The 16257-nt window shown below is 57.8% G+C and carries 12 protein-coding genes; 10 read left to right on the top strand and 2 right to left on the bottom strand.

Annotated features, from left to right (window positions below; genetic code table 11):
• The gene (gene opgC, locus E0L16_RS18000; protein ID WP_131637673.1) at positions 1–1218 is read right to left on the bottom strand and encodes an OpgC domain-containing protein; all 1218 of its coding nucleotides are present in this window, start codon (positions 1216–1218) and stop codon (positions 1–3) included.
• 284 nt (positions 1219–1502) lie between these two features.
• Here opgC and E0L16_RS17995 point away from each other — a divergent pair, with 284 nt between their 5' ends.
• From E0L16_RS17995 to E0L16_RS17965, 7 genes are read left to right on the top strand one after another with little or no spacing between them, the layout of a single operon-like run.
• A complete protein-coding gene (locus E0L16_RS17995) occupies positions 1503–3317 on the top strand; it encodes a glycosyltransferase (RefSeq protein WP_131637671.1) in 1815 nt (604 codons plus the stop codon).
• Positions 3314–4645, top strand: coding sequence for a DUF3131 domain-containing protein (locus tag E0L16_RS17990; RefSeq protein ID WP_131637669.1), 1332 nt, complete (start codon positions 3314–3316; stop codon positions 4643–4645). The genes E0L16_RS17995 and E0L16_RS17990 overlap by 4 nt, the downstream gene beginning before the upstream one ends.
• The gene (locus E0L16_RS17985; RefSeq protein ID WP_063450063.1) at positions 4642–6189 is read left to right on the top strand and encodes a DUF3131 domain-containing protein; all 1548 of its coding nucleotides are present in this window, start codon (positions 4642–4644) and stop codon (positions 6187–6189) included. The genes E0L16_RS17990 and E0L16_RS17985 overlap by 4 nt, the downstream gene beginning before the upstream one ends.
• Positions 6174–7568: a DUF3131 domain-containing protein gene (locus E0L16_RS17980; RefSeq protein ID WP_131637667.1), complete on the top strand. Its 1395-nt coding sequence runs from the start codon at positions 6174–6176 to the stop codon at positions 7566–7568. Before E0L16_RS17985 ends, E0L16_RS17980 begins: the two co-directional genes overlap by 16 nt.
• Entirely contained in the window at positions 7565–7999 is a 435-nt protein-coding gene (locus E0L16_RS17975; RefSeq protein WP_131637665.1) for a globin family protein, read from the top strand. The genes E0L16_RS17980 and E0L16_RS17975 overlap by 4 nt, the downstream gene beginning before the upstream one ends.
• A gap of 2 nt (positions 8000–8001) precedes the next feature.
• Positions 8002–10698, top strand: coding sequence for a response regulator (locus E0L16_RS17970; RefSeq protein WP_131637663.1), 2697 nt, complete (start codon positions 8002–8004; stop codon positions 10696–10698).
• Complete coding sequence (locus E0L16_RS17965) at positions 10667–12865, top strand: glycoside hydrolase family 2 protein (protein WP_131637661.1); 2199 nt, start codon at positions 10667–10669, stop codon at positions 12863–12865. The genes E0L16_RS17970 and E0L16_RS17965 overlap by 32 nt, the downstream gene beginning before the upstream one ends.
• A 7-nt stretch (positions 12866–12872) precedes the next feature.
• Here E0L16_RS17965 and E0L16_RS17960 read toward each other — a convergent pair whose 3' ends face one another.
• Positions 12873–13796, bottom strand: coding sequence for a LysR family transcriptional regulator (locus E0L16_RS17960; RefSeq protein WP_131637659.1), 924 nt, complete (start codon positions 13794–13796; stop codon positions 12873–12875).
• Positions 13797–13904: 108 nt separating this feature from the next.
• On the opposite strand from E0L16_RS17960, the gene E0L16_RS17955 reads away from it, so the two are divergent.
• The 3 genes from E0L16_RS17955 to E0L16_RS17945 all read left to right on the top strand — a co-directional run bounded on the left by E0L16_RS17955 (position 13905) and on the right by E0L16_RS17945 (position 16257).
• Entirely contained in the window at positions 13905–14510 is a 606-nt protein-coding gene (locus E0L16_RS17955; RefSeq protein WP_131637657.1) for an NADPH-dependent F420 reductase, read from the top strand.
• A 17-nt stretch (positions 14511–14527) separates the two neighbouring features.
• Positions 14528–15409, top strand: a complete 882-nt coding sequence (locus tag E0L16_RS17950) for a helix-turn-helix domain-containing protein (RefSeq protein ID WP_131637655.1) — start codon at positions 14528–14530, stop codon at positions 15407–15409.
• A gap of 101 nt (positions 15410–15510) precedes the next feature.
• Positions 15511–16257, top strand: a complete 747-nt coding sequence (locus E0L16_RS17945; RefSeq protein ID WP_131637653.1) for an SDR family oxidoreductase — start codon at positions 15511–15513, stop codon at positions 16255–16257.

Raw genomic sequence — 16257 nt, 5'->3', positions numbered from 1 at the left:
TTAGTTAGGTATCCAGCGCGCGGCGACGTTATATTTCGCCATCAGCCACAGCACGCCCAGCGTCACCGCGTGGATGAAGGTATTCACAACCCAGTCCTGGCGCCACAGATCGAACGTGACGAACTGGCTTACCAGGAATACGACGTAGACGTGCAAAATAAAGGTGTAAAGCGAATGCTGACCAAGCGGGATGAGAAACCAGCCCGCCAGGCGATACAGCGGCTGCCAGCACCAGGTCAGCAGCAGATAGACCGTCACCATCAGGCTGATATCGTTCACGACCCTGACGGGTCCCAGGCCATTTTTTGCCGCCCAGGTATGATAAAACGCGTTAAAGTTCTCGGGTGAAAGGCTGTGCATGAGCAGCGCGGGGGGCATAAACGGGTTGGTATGATTCTGGGCGATAAAGCCAAGCACCAGCGCAATCATTACCAGCGCCACGAGCACCACCTTACCGGCGGGGGTGCGGGCAAAAGAGATTAAATCTTCTTTGTACCAGCCGCTGCACATTCCCAGCACAAAAATGAACTGCCAAGCCAGCAGCGGAAACGCGAATTCAAACTGAGACGGCGTCACGCGCACCGGCCATATCTGCCAGCAACCGTAGACGAGCAACGATAACCCCAGCAGCCAGTAGACGTATCCTCTCTGGAGCATTCCCAAAAACAGCGGACTTAACAGCAGAAGAAAAATATAGAGCCCAAGAATTTGCGTTTGATGAGGACCAATTTGCAGGTAGAGGACAATGTTAAACCAGGTTTCTTTAATTTGCGGTGTCACCGGATACAATGCCCAGGTTGTACCTGAGTAACGATCGGTAAAATGGGTAACCTCAAAAACGTTAATAAACGGAAGATACCCTAACAGTAAAAATGAAAGAATAATGATGATATTTACGCGATATATTTTCCATGCGCGCAGATATAACCCCCAGGATATCGTCAACAATACCGCTTTTTGCAATCTGGCACGGTTTAACATTCCCAGCATAAATCCGGAAAGGATCACAAATCCTTCAGCACCGGTGACCAGACCAAACCTTTCCCAGGTGAATATATTAAATATCGACATCACTTCCGTGTGCGCCACCACCATCATCACTAACGCGATACCGCGCATAAAATCAATACGTAAATCACGTTTATCCGACAGGACGTAACGCCATACTGTTGGTTTTTCAGTATCTTTTCTTATAAGCACAGGCGCAATCTGGCTCATGGGGCGTCGCGTTCTCCATGCTAAAAAGTTTCTTGTATTTTATTTAGATAGCGTAAAGAAAAGCATCTGGCAATTTTTGACAACGCTTACGATATTATTAAGCGTAGTTAACGATTATTTAAGCATGCCTGAAAGATCGGTTTTTTACGCCTCTGGAATTATTTTATCCACCATCTACACTTAGTTTACTTTTTGTTTTAGCGGACGTTATTTTCTGTTTTGCGCTCCCTGTCGGTAACGGGTCAGTTATTAATAGCCATCGTGGAATCAGGATATCCTTCTCTATGGATTTTTATTTTTCCCGTTTTGAACATCGCCAGCCGCCTGAACCGCTTAAGACACCGCGCTGGGTAATGCTAACATGGCAGGTATTAGCGGTTGCCGCGCTGATTTTAGGCGCTAATTATCTTTACTGGCGCTGGACAGCCTCCTTAAATACCGACGCGCTGTGGTATGCCATTCCGCTGGTATTTGCGGAAACGCTGGCCTGGATCGGCACCGTGCTGTTCACCATTAACCTGTGGAAAGAGGACGATCCGCCGCAAAACTCGCCCCCGGTTGAGATCAATGACTGCCTGCGCCCCGAAGACGCGGAAGCATCCAGACCCCTGAAGGTGGATCTCTTTATCGCAACCTATTCAGAAGACGTGGAGCTGGTCAGGCTTTCTATTCGGGACGCCATGAAGATGGTATACCCGGTTCCGCTGGACTATAAAGTGCACGTGCTTGACGACGGTCGACGGCCAGAAATGAAAGCCGTCTGCGATCAGGAAGGCGCCAACTACATCTCCCGCCAGACCAATATTGGCTTCAAGGCCGGTAATTTGCGAAACGGACTTGAGCAAACTGACGGAGATTTTCTGATCATTTGCGATGCCGATACCCGCGTCTTCCCCACCCTGCTCAGCCACACGCTGGGCTACTTTCGCGATCCTGACGTCGCCTGGGTCCAGACGCCGCAGTGGTTTTTCGACCTGCCGGAAGGCGAAAACCTGGCGCGCTGGCTTGGGCGAAAAGCGGGCAAACCGGGATACGGGCTGGGATGGCTTGCGCAGAAGTTCATCGGGCCGGTGACCATTGGCCGTGACCCCTTTTTTAACGATCCGCGCATGTTTTATGACGTGATTTTACGCCGGCGAAACTGGGCCAACGCCGCTTTCTGCTGCGGTGCGGCCTCTGTACACAGGCGCGAAGCGGTAATGCAGGCCGCACTGCGCAGCTATGTCTGGACGGTGGAAGAGGAGGTTGAGCGGCACACGCGGGATATACGCGATCCCGTCATGCGTGAAACCCTTCAGGATGCCATGCGCCCTCACGTGGCTTTCGACACAGAGCTCACGCCCTATAAGTTTCACGTTTCGGAAGATATTTATACCTCCATCCTGCTCCACGGCGATGCCGCCCGCCGCTGGCGCTCGGTGATGCACCCGCGGATCGAATCGAAAATGCTCTCTCCGCAGGACATGCTGACGTGGATGATCCAACGCTTCAAATACGCCGCGGGTTCACTGGATATTTTGTTCCACGACAATATTTTCAGCCGCCGCCGTTTTAAGCTTTCTCTGCCGCAAACCCTGATGTATGCCACCACCTTCTGGTCCTATCTGGCCTGCGTGTGGAACACCATTTTCCTGATATCGCCCATTGTTTACCTGTTTACCGGCATTCCGCCTGTTTCAGCCTGGTCAGAGCCCTTTTATCTTCATTTTTTACCCTTTTTCATCATGTCGGAGCTGGCTTTTATGTTCGGCACCTGGGGAATTTCAGCCTGGGACGGCAGAGCGTCATATCTCTCCTTTTTCTCAATGAACCTGCGTGCGCTCGATACGGTACTGCGCGGTGAGCAGATCAAATTCCACGTCACGCCGAAAGAGCGGCAGACGGGCAGGTTTCTCTATCTGGTGAAACCGCAAATCGCCATCGTCGTGCTCACCCTGGCCGGGCTGATTTGGGGCGGTATTCAGGTCGCTCGCGGGCAGGTTGACGATCCCTCCGGCTACGTCATTAACATCTTCTGGGGTGCAGTCAACATTGCCGCCATGTTGCCGCTGATCTTCGCCGCCATGTGGACCCCGGCTGAAGAAGAGGTGAGCGAATGAGAAAACGCGACGCGCTTTTGTCAGCCCGCAGCTACCTCACGATCCTGCTCGGCTTTCTGCTGGGATTCGCCATCGTCGTCTGGGTTGAAAAACAGATGCCAACACGCGTTGAGGGCAGCGCGGGGATGTCGCTGAGTAACGATTTCCCGCCCCTGCCCGCGCCGCGTGAGCTGACATTCGAAGAGGCCATCTGGGGGCGAGTAGCCTGGCAGTATTATGTGAACAATACGCAGCCGAATGGTCTGGCCAACGCGCACGACGGCGAACCCTGGCTCAGCCTGTGGAGCACCGGCAGCTATCTGTTTGCCGCTGTAGCCGCCAGGCAGCTCAGCATTCTTACTCCCGACGAATTTGATGAACGCATCGCGGCCGCACTGGCTGCTCTCGCCCGTCTTCCGCTCAACCCGCAGGGGCTTCCCGCCGCCTATTACCATGCCGACACGCTGGAAGCCCTGGGTAAACCGGACGCCTCGGCTATCGGCTTGGGCCGCCTGCTTAACGCCCTGCAAACGCTGCTGTGGCGCTACCCCCAGCATGCCGCCGACGTGCGCAATCTTTTAGATCGCTGGAAGTTGGGCGCCCTGATTGCCCACAACACCAGCAGCCAGGCCGCGGTCCCGCTCCACCACTGGGCGCTGGCGACGGACGAGCCGCGAAACAGCTTCGGCTATCGCCTGTATGCCAGCCATACGCTTCGGCTGATCGACAGCGCGGCGGGGCTGGCGGTGACGAACCCGCCGGAAGGGCAGCAGATGATCGACATCGACGGAATAATGGTGCCTGATGAAGGGCTACGCACCCCGTGGGGTCGGCAGCCTTCGCTTATCAGCCTTCCCTATTTGTTAACGGGCCTCGAGCTGGGTTTCGACGCGCAGAGCGCCGAAATTGCCTGGCGCATAATGCAAATCCAGCAGCGACGTCACGGCCTGCGGGTCCGCAAGCCGCCGATCAGCACCGATTACGCCGAGCCCGCGCCAGATTACGTCAACGATCTGCCCGATCGCCAGCCGCTGCAAAATAGCGCTCTGCTTGACGCCACGCCGGAGCAAACGGCAATAACCTCGACCCGCACCGCCTTTGCCTGGTACGCCCTGTTCCGCAACGGCTGGAGCGAAGCGCTGCGCCAGCAGGTGCAGAAGCTACAGGTGCCGGGTAAGGGCTGGCAGCGCGGGCTTAACCTTAACAACAGCGTGAACGAGATCGTTGACGCCGATACCAATGCGGTCGTCCTTGAGAGCCTGGCGTACATTGCTCACGGTCAGATGCTTTGTCTGGCCTGCCCTGGCCCCGCCACTCCCCCCACATCTTCAGCAGGAGCGAAGCCATGAAGCTGAAATCAATACTCTTTTTTCCTCTTCTGGCCGGGCTTGTGGCAGGCTGGCTCTCACTCTCTGCGGCCCAGGCAGCGACCGGCCTTCCCGCCTCGGATTACCCGCCGCGCAGCGGGGAACTCACGCCTCGGGAGATGACCATTGCCAAAAACGCCTGGCAATATTTCGTTGTGAACTACCAGCCCACTACCGGGCTGGTGAATGCCGTCAATAAATTTCCCTCAACCACCATGTGGGACAGCGCCTCCTACATGGCCGCGATGACGGCCGCAAGGGAGCTGGGGATTATTGATAAAGCCGAATTCGATCGCAGAATGCTGAAATTACTCGCCACCCTCAACAAACTGGATTTGTTCCGCAACGAACTGCCCAACAAAGCCTATAACACCATCACCGCCCAGAAGGTTAACTATCAGAACAAACCTGGCGAGATTGGCTTCTCGGCGCTGGACATCGGCAGGATGCTGATCTGGCTGAAGGTCATTAAGGAGCGCTATCCGGAATACAGCAACAGCATTGATAACGTGATGCTGGGATGGAATTTCACCAACGTCATCAACCCCTGCGGGATGATGTACGGCGCCTACCTGGAAAATGGCCAGCCAAAGTACGTGCAGGAAGGGCGGCTGGGCTATGAAGAGTACGGTGCTGCGGGCTTTGCGCTGTGGGGCTTTGGCACCTGTCAGTCGAGCCAGCCCCAGCCCTACGAGCTGGCTGAGATCTACTGCGTTATGGTGCCCTATGACTCGCGCGATCCGCGCCTCACCAGCCAGCATAACTACGTCGTCACCGAATCCTATGTGCTTTACGGCCTGGAATTTGGTTTCGACAAGCCGACGGACAGGGAGAACAGCCCACGCGATTACTCTCATCCGTGGATGAAAAACTTTGCCGACAGGGTTTACCAGGCTCAGGAGAATCGCTACGCCATCACCGGTATTTTATCCGCTCGCTCTGAGCATCAACTCGATAAGTCCCCCTACTTTGTCTACGACACCGTTTTTAGCGACGGCTTCAACTGGAACACCATTACCGATAAAGGCGTGTACGTTCCCAACACGGCCGCCGTCTCGCTGAAAGCGGCGCTCGGGATGTGGGTTCTCTGGAATTCGCCTTATACCGACCGCCTGCTGGACGCCATTGAAAACGCCAACGAGGCGGACAAAGGATACTACGAAGGGCTGTACGAAAACGGCGACGGCCCCATTAAAGAGTTCACCGCCAATAATAACGGGATCATGCTTGAAGCCCTGTTGTTCAAGAAAGAGGGCAAGCTGTTGCAGTTCAACAGCGATAATCCCAAAGATCGCCACTTCGCCCCTTCCCTGTGGGAGAAAAAGCTGGTGGACCTCTTTGAACCCAATAATGCCTCGCGCAACCGCCCGTTCCTGAACAGTACGCCAGCGGTGAAGACATGGTGTGAACAGACCGGAACCACCCTGCGCACCAAACCCGCTTGCCAGGCCTGTCAGTGTGCCACCTGTAATACGGACGAGCCTGTAAAACTGCCGCCGGTGACCGCACAATGCTTAAGACCTTAGCCCGCGGGCTGGCTGCCGCCGTCCTCATTCTTATTATCGCCTTCGTCCTGTTCCGCCAGGAAGGCGCAGGGTGGCGCTGGCTGACCAAAGGTGGCTGGCACACCACCGCGCGCATCAGTAGCCTGACGCCTCAGGAGCGGGAGTGGGCGCGTATCGCCTGGCGCTATTTTGACAATAACACCCAGCCTCAGACAGGGCTGGTCAATGGCAGCGATAAACAGCCGCGCGTTACGCTGTGGCAAATGGGCGATACGCTTATCGCCCTGCTGGCTGCCCGCGAGCTTGATCTTATCCAGGCGGACGAATTCGACGCCCGGCTGACGCGCCTGCTCGGAACCCTCAATCGCCTGACGCTGACCGAAACCCGCACCCCCGGCAGGCTCTATTCCAGCCGAACGGCGTCGCCCATCGATTTCACAGGAAAACCGGCCCCGCGCGGCTGGTCGGCAAAAGATATGGCCCGTCTGATGCTGGCGCTGCGGCTCGCAGCCGAGCGTGCCCCTGAGTACCGTGAATATCTTGATAAAATCATCCTGCGCTGGAATTTCTGTCCGGTGTTGGATAAGGACGGGGAGCTGTGGTCTGCGTCCGTGCAAAACGGGCAGCCGGTGGTGCGCGACGAGCTGCGGCTGGGTGAAAGCGAATATGCCGCCAGCGCGTTTCGGCTGTGGGGATTTTCATCGGATAAGGCATTCTCTCCGCCTTCTCAGAACATCATTCTGTACCAGCGTAGCCTCGCCGTTGACGCGCGCGATCCCAGAACGACCTGGCAACCGTCGCTGCTCTCCACCCTCCCCGCCATGCTGCCGGGGCTGGAGTTTGGCTGGCAACCGCCCGGCGTGGCGTCCGATATTCACAAAACGCTGCGCGCGCGGGCCGAAGCCGTATGGCTTAGCCAGAAAACGCGCTGGGAGCGTGAGCGCGCGCTCACCGCACGCGCCGATTTTTACCTCTCTCAGGCCCCCTGGCACGTAGAAGACACCGTCTGGGGAAACGGCTATGCCTGGAACACCCTGGGCGACGACGGAAAAAGCTATCCCCGCCTGGCACAGGTGAGCACGAAGGCCGTCTTTGTGCTCTGGGCGCTGTGGGAGACCGATTACACTGACGCGTTGATGGCCGTTACCCGGCACCTGAATAACCCGAAACAGGGCTGGTTTGAGGGCCGCGTTGAGGCAACCGGCGACATCAACCCGACGCTCACCCTCTCGACGAACGCCATGGTGCTGGAAGCGCTGCTGTACAAACACAACGCCGGGCCGCTGTTTGAAAATGGCCTGGTGGAAAACGATGGCTATTTTGCCCGCCGTACGTCGGATCCCTTCAACCCGCCCGGCCTCTGCCTGCCGGGCGAACGCGCCGCGAGGGCCGCACCATGAAATTTTATCGCGATCTCTTTGACGCCAGCCTGAACCGCGTTCTGCCGGAGAATGATAAACGGCGCTTTTTGCAGGCTTTCTGGGAGACGTTTATCCATATGTCCCCCGAAACGGAGCAGCATTTTGCCCGGGGCCAGGGGCGGGATGGCCAGCAGACGATCTTCAAGTGCTTTTTCGCCATGCTTGCCGTTGACGGTGCGCTCTTCGTGCCGGATTTTCTGGAACGTCTGGCGCGGGAGCAGACTGATGAAGGGTTACGCCTGCCGCCGCGCTTTTTCGGACTCTGGCGGGAGGCCATGCTCAGGACCGTGCGCGCCTGCGATCCCCTTTGCGACGACGAGATCCTCACGGCCTGGGCGATGGCGATTGCGCCCGGGCTGGAGTATCTGCGCCGCCAGGCGGAGCTGCACTATCAGGCCGGAGGTGAGTAACCATGCGATCCACATCCCGGTTCGATCTCAACGCGCTGCCCGTAGGGGTGATGATTTACGATCCCGCCGAGCGTCTGCTGGCCTGGAATGACCAGATAACGCGCTTTTACCCGGTCATCACCCCCTGGCTGAGCGCCGGTGCTTCGCTTGAAAGCCTGGCGGAGAAATTCATTGATGCAGGCTATAACATCGACCCCACCCGCCGCCGGACCCTGCGGGAAGCGATCGTTCGCAACTGCCGCCAGTCAAGCCATCGTGAGGTGCGGCAGTCGGGAAACCGGCGGCTCTACGTGCAGCATCAGCGTCTTGCGGATGGCGGCATTCTCAGCCTGCATACCGATATTACCGAACTTGACGACGCCCAGCGTTCGCGCCACCAGCTGCACGATGATTTTTTACTGACCGCAGAGTCCATTCAGATCGGCATCTGGAACTGGCAGGTCTCTCAAGACAGCCTGGAGGTAAACGATACCCTGCTGGCGATGGTGGGTCAGTCGCGTACGCACCTGCATTACCCGCTGCGCTTTTTACTTAACCTGGTCCATGAAGAGGATCGCGCCGTGCTGCGCAACGCGATGATCGCCTCCAGACAGGAGCATATGCCGGTTTTTGAATGTGAGATTCGCGTACAGCACGCGTCCCAGGGCTGGCGCTGGATGCTGATCTCGGGGCAGGTGGTCACCCTCAGCATGCAGCAGCAGGCCGAACGGGTGATCGGCACCCTACAGGACATTACCCGCCGCAAGGAGGCCGAGCTGCTGGCCATTGAAGCGGCGAAAGTCGCCCGGGAGGCCAACGAGGCGAAAAGTGCATTTCTGGCGAACATGAGCCACGAAATTCGCACCCCGATGAACGGCATTCTGGGCATGACACAGCTCTGCCTCGATACGCATCTCACCCCCGAACAGCGGGAATACCTGTCTCTGGTGATGAGTTCAGCGCAGTCACTGATGCATATCATCAATGACATTCTCGATTTCTCCCGCATTGAGTCAGGTAAGATGACCGTCGATACAGAGCCGCTGGAGATCCGTCCCTTTGTGCAGTCGCTGATCCGCCCGCACATGCCCGCCGCCAGCGAAAAGGGCATCGAACTGCTGGTGGATATCGCACCTGAAGTGCCGGACGTGCTCATCGTTGATGGTCCCCGGCTACGTCAAATTCTGACTAACCTTTTGGGCAACGCGCTGAAGTTCACCCATCAGGGTGAGGTTATGCTGGCAATAGAGCCTGCACAACGTGAAGGTCAGTGGCGTTTTCGCCTTCGCGACAGCGGCATTGGCATCCCGGTGGAGAAACAAAAAGCCATTTTCGAGGCGTTTAGCCAGGCCGATAGCTCAACCACCCGCCGCTACGGCGGTACTGGCCTCGGGCTGACCATTTCAGCCCGTCTGGTGAGCCTGATGGGCGGAGAGCTGACGGTTCAGAGCGAGCCGGGGGCAGGCAGCGAGTTTGCGTTTACTCTGCCGCTGGAGAGCCAGCTGGCTGCTTCCACTCCCGGTGCTCCTGTAGCCCGCTTTAACGGCGAATCGGTTCTGGTGGTCGACGACAACAGCACCAACCTGCGACTGCTGGACACGATGCTTCGCCAGATGGGTCTGACGCCGACCTGTGTTAACAACGCAGGGGAAGCGTTAAGCCTGATCGCAAAAGGGGGATGCTGGCCGCTGATCCTGCTGGATGCGCAGATGCCGGATATGGACGGCGTATCGCTGGCCCTTGAGCTCTCCGTTATGCCGCAGGCCGGGCAAAGCCACATCATTATGCTCAGTTCCATGAGCCGTCATTTCGACGCCAACATGCTGAAGCGCATCGGGATCGCCCATTATCTGCATAAGCCGGTTGCCCAACGTGAACTTTATCAAACCATTGCCAGCGTCCTTGCGCCCGCTCCCCTTGCCTCCCCCGCGGCTGTGCCCGCTTCTGCGCCCGTTACGGCGCAGGCCAGTCTGCGTATCCTGCTGGCTGAGGACAACCTGGTGAATCAGAAAGTGGCCAGACGCCTGCTGGAGCAGCTCGGGCACCGTTGCGAAGTGGTATCCAATGGCCGGGAGGCCCTCGAACGCTGGCGTGAACAGCCGTGGGATTTGATGCTGGTTGACCTGCAAATGCCAGAAATGGACGGTGAAACGGCCATTCGCCTGCTTCGTGAAGAAACGCTCGCGAGGGGGCGTAACCATCAGCCCACCGTCGCGATGACCGCCCATGCCATGCAGGGCGACAAGGCGCGCTGTCTGGCAATGGGCTTCGACGGCTATATTGCCAAGCCGGTTAGTCAGGAGGCGCTCAGGGAGGAGATAGCCCGTGTTGTCGCCGGAGAAGAAAAGGGTCTGCCGGATGAGGCACAGCTGTTAAAACAGTGCGCGGACGATCCTGAACTGGTTAATGAACTGCTGGCGCTGTTCGGCAACGGTCTTGACGAGGCGGTGGCAGCCATAGCGCTGAATATTGCGCATGATGACCGCGAGGCCCTGCGGCGGGCCGCTCATAAGCTTCGCGGCGAAGCCGTCACCCTCGGTTTCACTCGTCTTTCAGAAGTGCTTCAGCAAATGGAGAGTCAGGCGGTCTCGCTGAACCAGACGGGGCTGAGCGTTTTACATGGCGAGCTTATCGAGGAGGCCAGACGCTCTGCGGCCTGGCTGCGCCGCAGAGCTCAGGAGGTTAAAGATGATCAGGCTTCTTCTGCTGCTGGCAATTAGCCCTCTGCTGGCCCAGGCCAGCCAGCCCGTCACCTGGTCACTGGCCGGAATGTGGCGCGTGCATGACGCCAACCTCAGCACCTTTGATGGCGCGGGCGCTCCTGACCGCGACTGGCGATCGGTTGCGGTTCCGGCCAACTGGTACAGCGCCGGATACGATCATCAGGGTGCCCTCTGGTATCGGCACGAATTTACCCTGCCCCGGCGCGCGCCCGATACCATGGCCACCCTGGTCTTTGATGGCGTGGACTATTTTGCCGACGTCACGCTCAACGGCAGGCATCTTGCCCATCACGAGGGGTATTTTCAGCGCTTCTCCGTAGACATAAGCGATGCTTTGCAGCGACACAATAAGCTCGCCGTGCGGGTGGACAGCCCCTGGGAAGATCCGAAAACAATCTGGCCGCTGCACAAAACGATGGTTAAAGGCGTACTTAATCAGCACGATACTCGCCCTGGCGGGGCGTGGGCAGAGAATGGCCAGGACGCCAACTCAGGTGGGATTTGGGCACCGGTGAAGCTACACCTGAGTCGCGGCGTGACTATCGATGAGGTGATCCTGCGTCCGGACTGGCGTGAAGGGCTGAAAAAACCAGCGCTGCACGCCGAGATCCGCTATCGGGCGTTGTCTGCCGGTGACGTCACGCTGCGCCTGTCAGCAACCCCTGATAATTTCATCGGCGAGCGCACAGAGCAGGCGTTTTCGGTTCAGATTGCGAAAACGGACGGTAAGCCGCGGTCGCTCAGCGTCACGCTGCCCGTAAAAGACGCGAAGCTCTGGTGGCCAGTGGGCTATGGCAGGCCAAATCTCTACCGGGTGCGTGCGACCCTGGCGGACGAACAGGGGGTGATGGATACCGCGGTGACCCGAACCGGGCTGCGCAAGATGGAGGAGCAGCCGGACAACAGAGGCTGGCTGATCAATGACAGGCGCCTGTTTATCAAGGGGAGCAACTACATCGGTTCCCCCTGGCTTAGCACCATGACGCGCAAGAAATATCGCCGCGACTTCAGGCTGGTGCAGGCGATGAACGCCAATGCGATACGCGTTCACGCGCATGTGGCAGGCCGGGCGCTTTACGATGTGGCTGACGAGATGGGGCTGATGATCTGGCAGGATGTCCCCCTGCAATGGGGTTACAACAACAGCGACGCCTTTGCGGACAATGCCGCGCGGCAGACCCGCGAGATGGTTGAACAATTTGGCAATTCCCCGGCCATTATCGTCTGGGGCGGTCATAACGAGCCGCCGTGGAATTCACCGTGGATGGAAAAACGCTTCCCCGACTGGAATAAAACCCTGAACCAGAACCTGACGAAACGCGTGGGAGACGCGCTTGCGCAAGACACCTCGCGCATTGTGCATCGTTTTTCCGCGGTGGAAGAACACTACTGGGCCGGCTGGTACTTCGGCACCATGCGCGATTTGCTCGGCCCCGCCAAAACCGCGATCATCACGGAGTTTGGCGCTCAGGCGCTACCGCGACTCTCAACCCTGAAGACCATCATTCCCGCCCGCCTGATGTGGCCGAAAAGCACCGCCGCCGACGATCCCGGCTGGACGCACTGGAAATATCATAACTTCCAGCCCTTCCAGACCTTTAAATTTGCCAATATTCCGCGGGGTAATACCATTCAGGAGATGATTGCCAACACCCAGCGTTACCAGGCGGAGCTGGTGGCAATGGCGGCAGAGAGCTATCGTCGGCAGCGCTATCAGCCGGTTACCGCCCTCTTCCACTTTATGTTTGTAGAAACCTGGCCCTCCATCAACTGGGGCGTCGTGGATTATCTGCGTAAGCCGAAAGCGGGCTACTACGCGCTGCAAAAAGCTTATCAGCCCATTCTGCCGTCGATTGAACCCGTGACGGCGGTGTGGCGTCAGGGGAGCGAAGCAACGGTTCGCCTGTGGGCAATCAATGACACCTGGTCCGCCTGTGAGGCGTGTCGTCTGAAGTGGCAGGTGAAGCAACATGGTCGGGTGCTGGCTAAAGGCAATACAACCCTTACGCTTCCCCCCGATTCGGGCAGCAGGATCAAGGACATCACCGTCACACCGACCACCAGGCATAACGTTACCATTGAGTATGTGATTTCGGATCGCGCCGGTAAAACCGTGGGTTCCAACCAGCGTAATGAGAGGGTGGAAAGCCCTCCTGAGCCATAAATGCTGGCTACCCGGCGCTGCTATTGATACCCGGCATGCCAGCCTGCATTTTCAGCGTGTTAACGAACCAGCGCCCGGCCGGGCCGGGCGGATGTTCTTCCAGGTGCACCGCCTGCATGGAAAAACCGGTCCCGACGTCGGGCTGCATCTGCACGTTCAGCGTAACCAGTTTTCCCGCAGCGAGATCTTCCTCGACCATTGGCAGCGGCATATAGCCCCACCCCAGTCCGGCACGCAGGAAGGCGTGCTTCGCGCCCATATCCGCCAAATGCCAGGTCTTCGACGACATGACGCCAAAGCTTCGGCCCACGGTGAGAGCGGAGCGATCGGTCAGCACCAGCTGGACGTGTTCCTGTAAGAGTGAACGAAGGATCGGGCCAGACGCGGTCGCCAGCGGATGCTCAGGGGAGACAACGGCCACCGCAGGCACGCTGAGAAGGAATTCTGAGGTGCATCCCGCCGGAAGATGTGGCAGCGATCCGGTTATCGCCACCCGGCAGTGACCGTCCAGCAAAGGCTGGAGCACCGCCCCCAGCGCCTCCACATACAAACGCAGCGGCGTGTCAGGAAATGCCTGATGAAACGCCTGCACCGCAGCGGTGAGCTGCGCAACGGGAAACATCACGTCGACGGACACCACCAGCTCAGGCTCAAGTCCTTCCGCTAAGGTGCGCGCCTTAGCCTTAAAGGCATCCATCCCGGCAGCGGCAAGACGTGCCGCTTCCAGCATGGCGACGCCCGCCTCCGTGAGTTTCGGATAGCGCCCGGAACGATCGAATAATGGAAACCCGACCTGCGCCTCAAGATTGGCCAGCGTCGCGCTGACAACCGACTGCGCGCGCCGCAGCCTGCGCCCGGCGGCGGAAAAACTGCCCTCATCAACGGCGGCAATAAAGGTGCGCAGTTGATCAACAGAAATACCGTCCAGCATGTATCGCTCCAGCAGATGGATTCCATCTAATTATATAGGCTATTCAGATAGGTTAAAGATTACTACTCTTTGTGCATGTTCACTACGCATCATTGAAGGATATTCAGCATGAAAACAACAACGGTAGGTATTATCGGCGCTGGCGCAATCGGGCAAGCCTTTGCAGGACAGCTGGTTAAAGCGGGCATAAACGCTATTCTGAGTAACAGCCGCGGGCCGGAAAGCCTGGCTGCGGTGGTCGATAGACTGGGACACGGGGCGCGCGCCGGCACCGTACAACAGGCCGCTGACGCCGATATCGTCTTTGTCAGCACGAACTGGGACAAAACCGAAGCCGCGTTAAGGGGTATTCACTGGGATGGGCGTATCCTGATTGACGCGACCAACCCGGTCATACTGCCAGGCTTTACGCTGGCTGAACTGGGCGGGAAAAACTCGAGCCAGGTTTTGACCCAGTGGGCGCCGGGTGCACGCGTCGTGAAAGCCTTTAATACCCTGCTTGCAGGGGTACTGGCTCAGGATCCGGCGCAGGCGAAGGGTCGTCGTGTCGTCTTTCTCTCCGGAGACCATCCAGACGCGAAGGCGGACGTCAGCGCGCTGGCAGCGCAGCTCGGTTTCGCACCTATCGATTTAGGCAGCCTGGAGGTCGGCGGTACGCTTCAGCAATTCCCCGGCGGGCCTCTTCCGGCGGTAAACCTGGTGCAACTGGCATAACGAAAGGCACGATAAACATGACGCAGCGTACTTCCGCAGAGACGTTTGAAGAGTACCTTCCCGGCGAACTGCTCAGGGAGCATCGGGCGCAATCCTCCCGGGATGTCTTTGTGCAAATTCTGGCGCGAAGGCACGTTCAGGAAAACGTCATTATTCCGGCGGTACCGGAGCCTTTTATCGTCTGGATCCTCTCAGGTAATGCCGTCGTTGAGGAGCGATCTCCCGGGGAGGCGTGGTTATCAAACCGCGTTGCCGCAGGTGATTTCTTTCTCACGACGGCGGACTACCCAAGCGAAATGCGCTGGCGCGCCGAGCCAGAGACACCGTTCGTCGTCATGCATGTTTACATCGGCGTGGCCATGATGCAGGAGTGTGAATTGCGGGAGGTTTCCGGCGCGCGCGACGAAACGCTGTCCGTCCTGCTGGAGCAGATACGCCGCGAGCTGTATTTGCAAAATCCACCAAGTGGCCCGTTTATTCAGGGGATTGCACAGGCGCTGGCGGTACACCTTATTCGCACCTACGGCACCCGTGCGAAACGACACCGCGGGGGCTTGCAGGCGTTTAAACTGCACCGGGTCTTCACGGCAATGCGTGACGGGTTAGCCCAGCCGTTTGACCTGGCACGGCTGGCTAAGCTGTCCGATCTGAGCGAATACCATTTTAGCCGCGCCTTTAAACAGTCTACCGGGCTTTCGCCTTCCCACTATTTTATCCGGCTACGCATGGAGGAAGCGCGGCGCATGCTGTCGGAATCCACTGATTCCATTATCAGTATTGCCCTGAACGTGGGTTACACCAGCCCCAGCCACTTTGCAGCCGTCTTCCTCAGGCATAACGGCGTGACGCCCTCGCACTATCGCAAGGCGATGGTGCGTAGCAAAAGCCCGACAGTTTGAGCAAAAGCCCGCGCGAAGCCAGCGCCTGAGAAATCCATTATTGAACCGTACTTCAGACGTTCTTTCTGAAGCGTTGAAATTAACTCTCAAGAGGATCACCTATGGAACTCAAAGGTAAAGTCGCGCTCATCACCGGTGCTTCAAGCGGAATTGGCGCCGCCACGGCAAAAAAATTAGCGCAACAGGGCGTCAGGGTGGGTCTCGCCGCCCGCCGTCTGGATCGTCTTCAGGCGCTGGTGTCTGACATTGAGACTGCTGGCGGTGAAGCCATAGCGCTGGCGATGGATGTCACTGACCCGGCCTCGGTGAATGAAGGGGTGGCGGCACTGCACAAACGCTATGGGCATATTGATATCGCCTTCAATAACGCCGGGCTGATGCCGATTTCGGATATCGCCAGCCTCCGGGTTGACGAGTGGCACCGTATGGTAGACGTCAACGTAAAAGGCCTGTTTAACACCGTGGCGGCCGTGCTGCCGATTATGCAGTCGCAGCGGTCCGGGCATATCATCAATACCTCGTCGATCGCCGGGCGTAAAACCTTCCCCGGGCTTGGGGTGTACTGCGCGACGAAGCATGCCGTTGCCGCCTTCTCAGATATTTTGCGCATGGAGCTGGCGCCGCAGTTCAACATTCGCGTCACCTCGCTTCAGCCGGGTGCCGTTGAAAGTGAATTATTCGAGCATATCAGTGACGAAAATTATCGCGCACAGATGGAACAGCTGAAGGAGAAGATGACGTTCCTGAAAGCCGATGATATCGCCGACTCGATTCTTTACGTGTTGCAGGCACCGGAACATGTGGACGTGGCAGAGCTGTTTATTATGCCGACCGAACAGCCGTGGTAA

The organism is Enterobacter quasihormaechei, assembly GCF_004331385.1.
In the GTDB taxonomy this organism is placed as follows: domain Bacteria; phylum Pseudomonadota; class Gammaproteobacteria; order Enterobacterales; family Enterobacteriaceae; genus Enterobacter; species Enterobacter quasihormaechei.
Note: the sequence above shows the minus strand (reverse complement) of the source record. Positions and strands in the feature narration are given on the sequence as shown.

Excerpts from the sequence above, each read along its gene's own strand:
- E0L16_RS17950 (WP_131637655.1), top strand. The coding sequence starts at position 14,528 with ATGACGCAGCGTACTTCCGCAGAGACGTTTGAAGAGTACCTTCCCGGC.
- opgC (WP_131637673.1), bottom strand. The coding sequence starts at position 1,218 with ATGAGCCAGATTGCGCCTGTGCTTATAAGAAAAGATACTGAAAAACCA.
- E0L16_RS17980 (WP_131637667.1), top strand. The coding sequence starts at position 6,174 with ATGCTTAAGACCTTAGCCCGCGGGCTGGCTGCCGCCGTCCTCATTCTT.
- E0L16_RS17960 (WP_131637659.1), bottom strand. The coding sequence starts at position 13,796 with ATGCTGGACGGTATTTCTGTTGATCAACTGCGCACCTTTATTGCCGCC.
- E0L16_RS17995 (WP_131637671.1), top strand. The coding sequence starts at position 1,503 with ATGGATTTTTATTTTTCCCGTTTTGAACATCGCCAGCCGCCTGAACCG.
- E0L16_RS17970 (WP_131637663.1), top strand. The coding sequence starts at position 8,002 with ATGCGATCCACATCCCGGTTCGATCTCAACGCGCTGCCCGTAGGGGTG.
- E0L16_RS17955 (WP_131637657.1), top strand. The coding sequence starts at position 13,905 with ATGAAAACAACAACGGTAGGTATTATCGGCGCTGGCGCAATCGGGCAA.
- E0L16_RS17965 (WP_131637661.1), top strand. The coding sequence starts at position 10,667 with ATGATCAGGCTTCTTCTGCTGCTGGCAATTAGCCCTCTGCTGGCCCAG.
- E0L16_RS17945 (WP_131637653.1), top strand. The coding sequence starts at position 15,511 with ATGGAACTCAAAGGTAAAGTCGCGCTCATCACCGGTGCTTCAAGCGGA.
- E0L16_RS17975 (WP_131637665.1), top strand. The coding sequence starts at position 7,565 with ATGAAATTTTATCGCGATCTCTTTGACGCCAGCCTGAACCGCGTTCTG.
- E0L16_RS17985 (WP_063450063.1), top strand. The coding sequence starts at position 4,642 with ATGAAGCTGAAATCAATACTCTTTTTTCCTCTTCTGGCCGGGCTTGTG.
- E0L16_RS17990 (WP_131637669.1), top strand. The coding sequence starts at position 3,314 with ATGAGAAAACGCGACGCGCTTTTGTCAGCCCGCAGCTACCTCACGATC.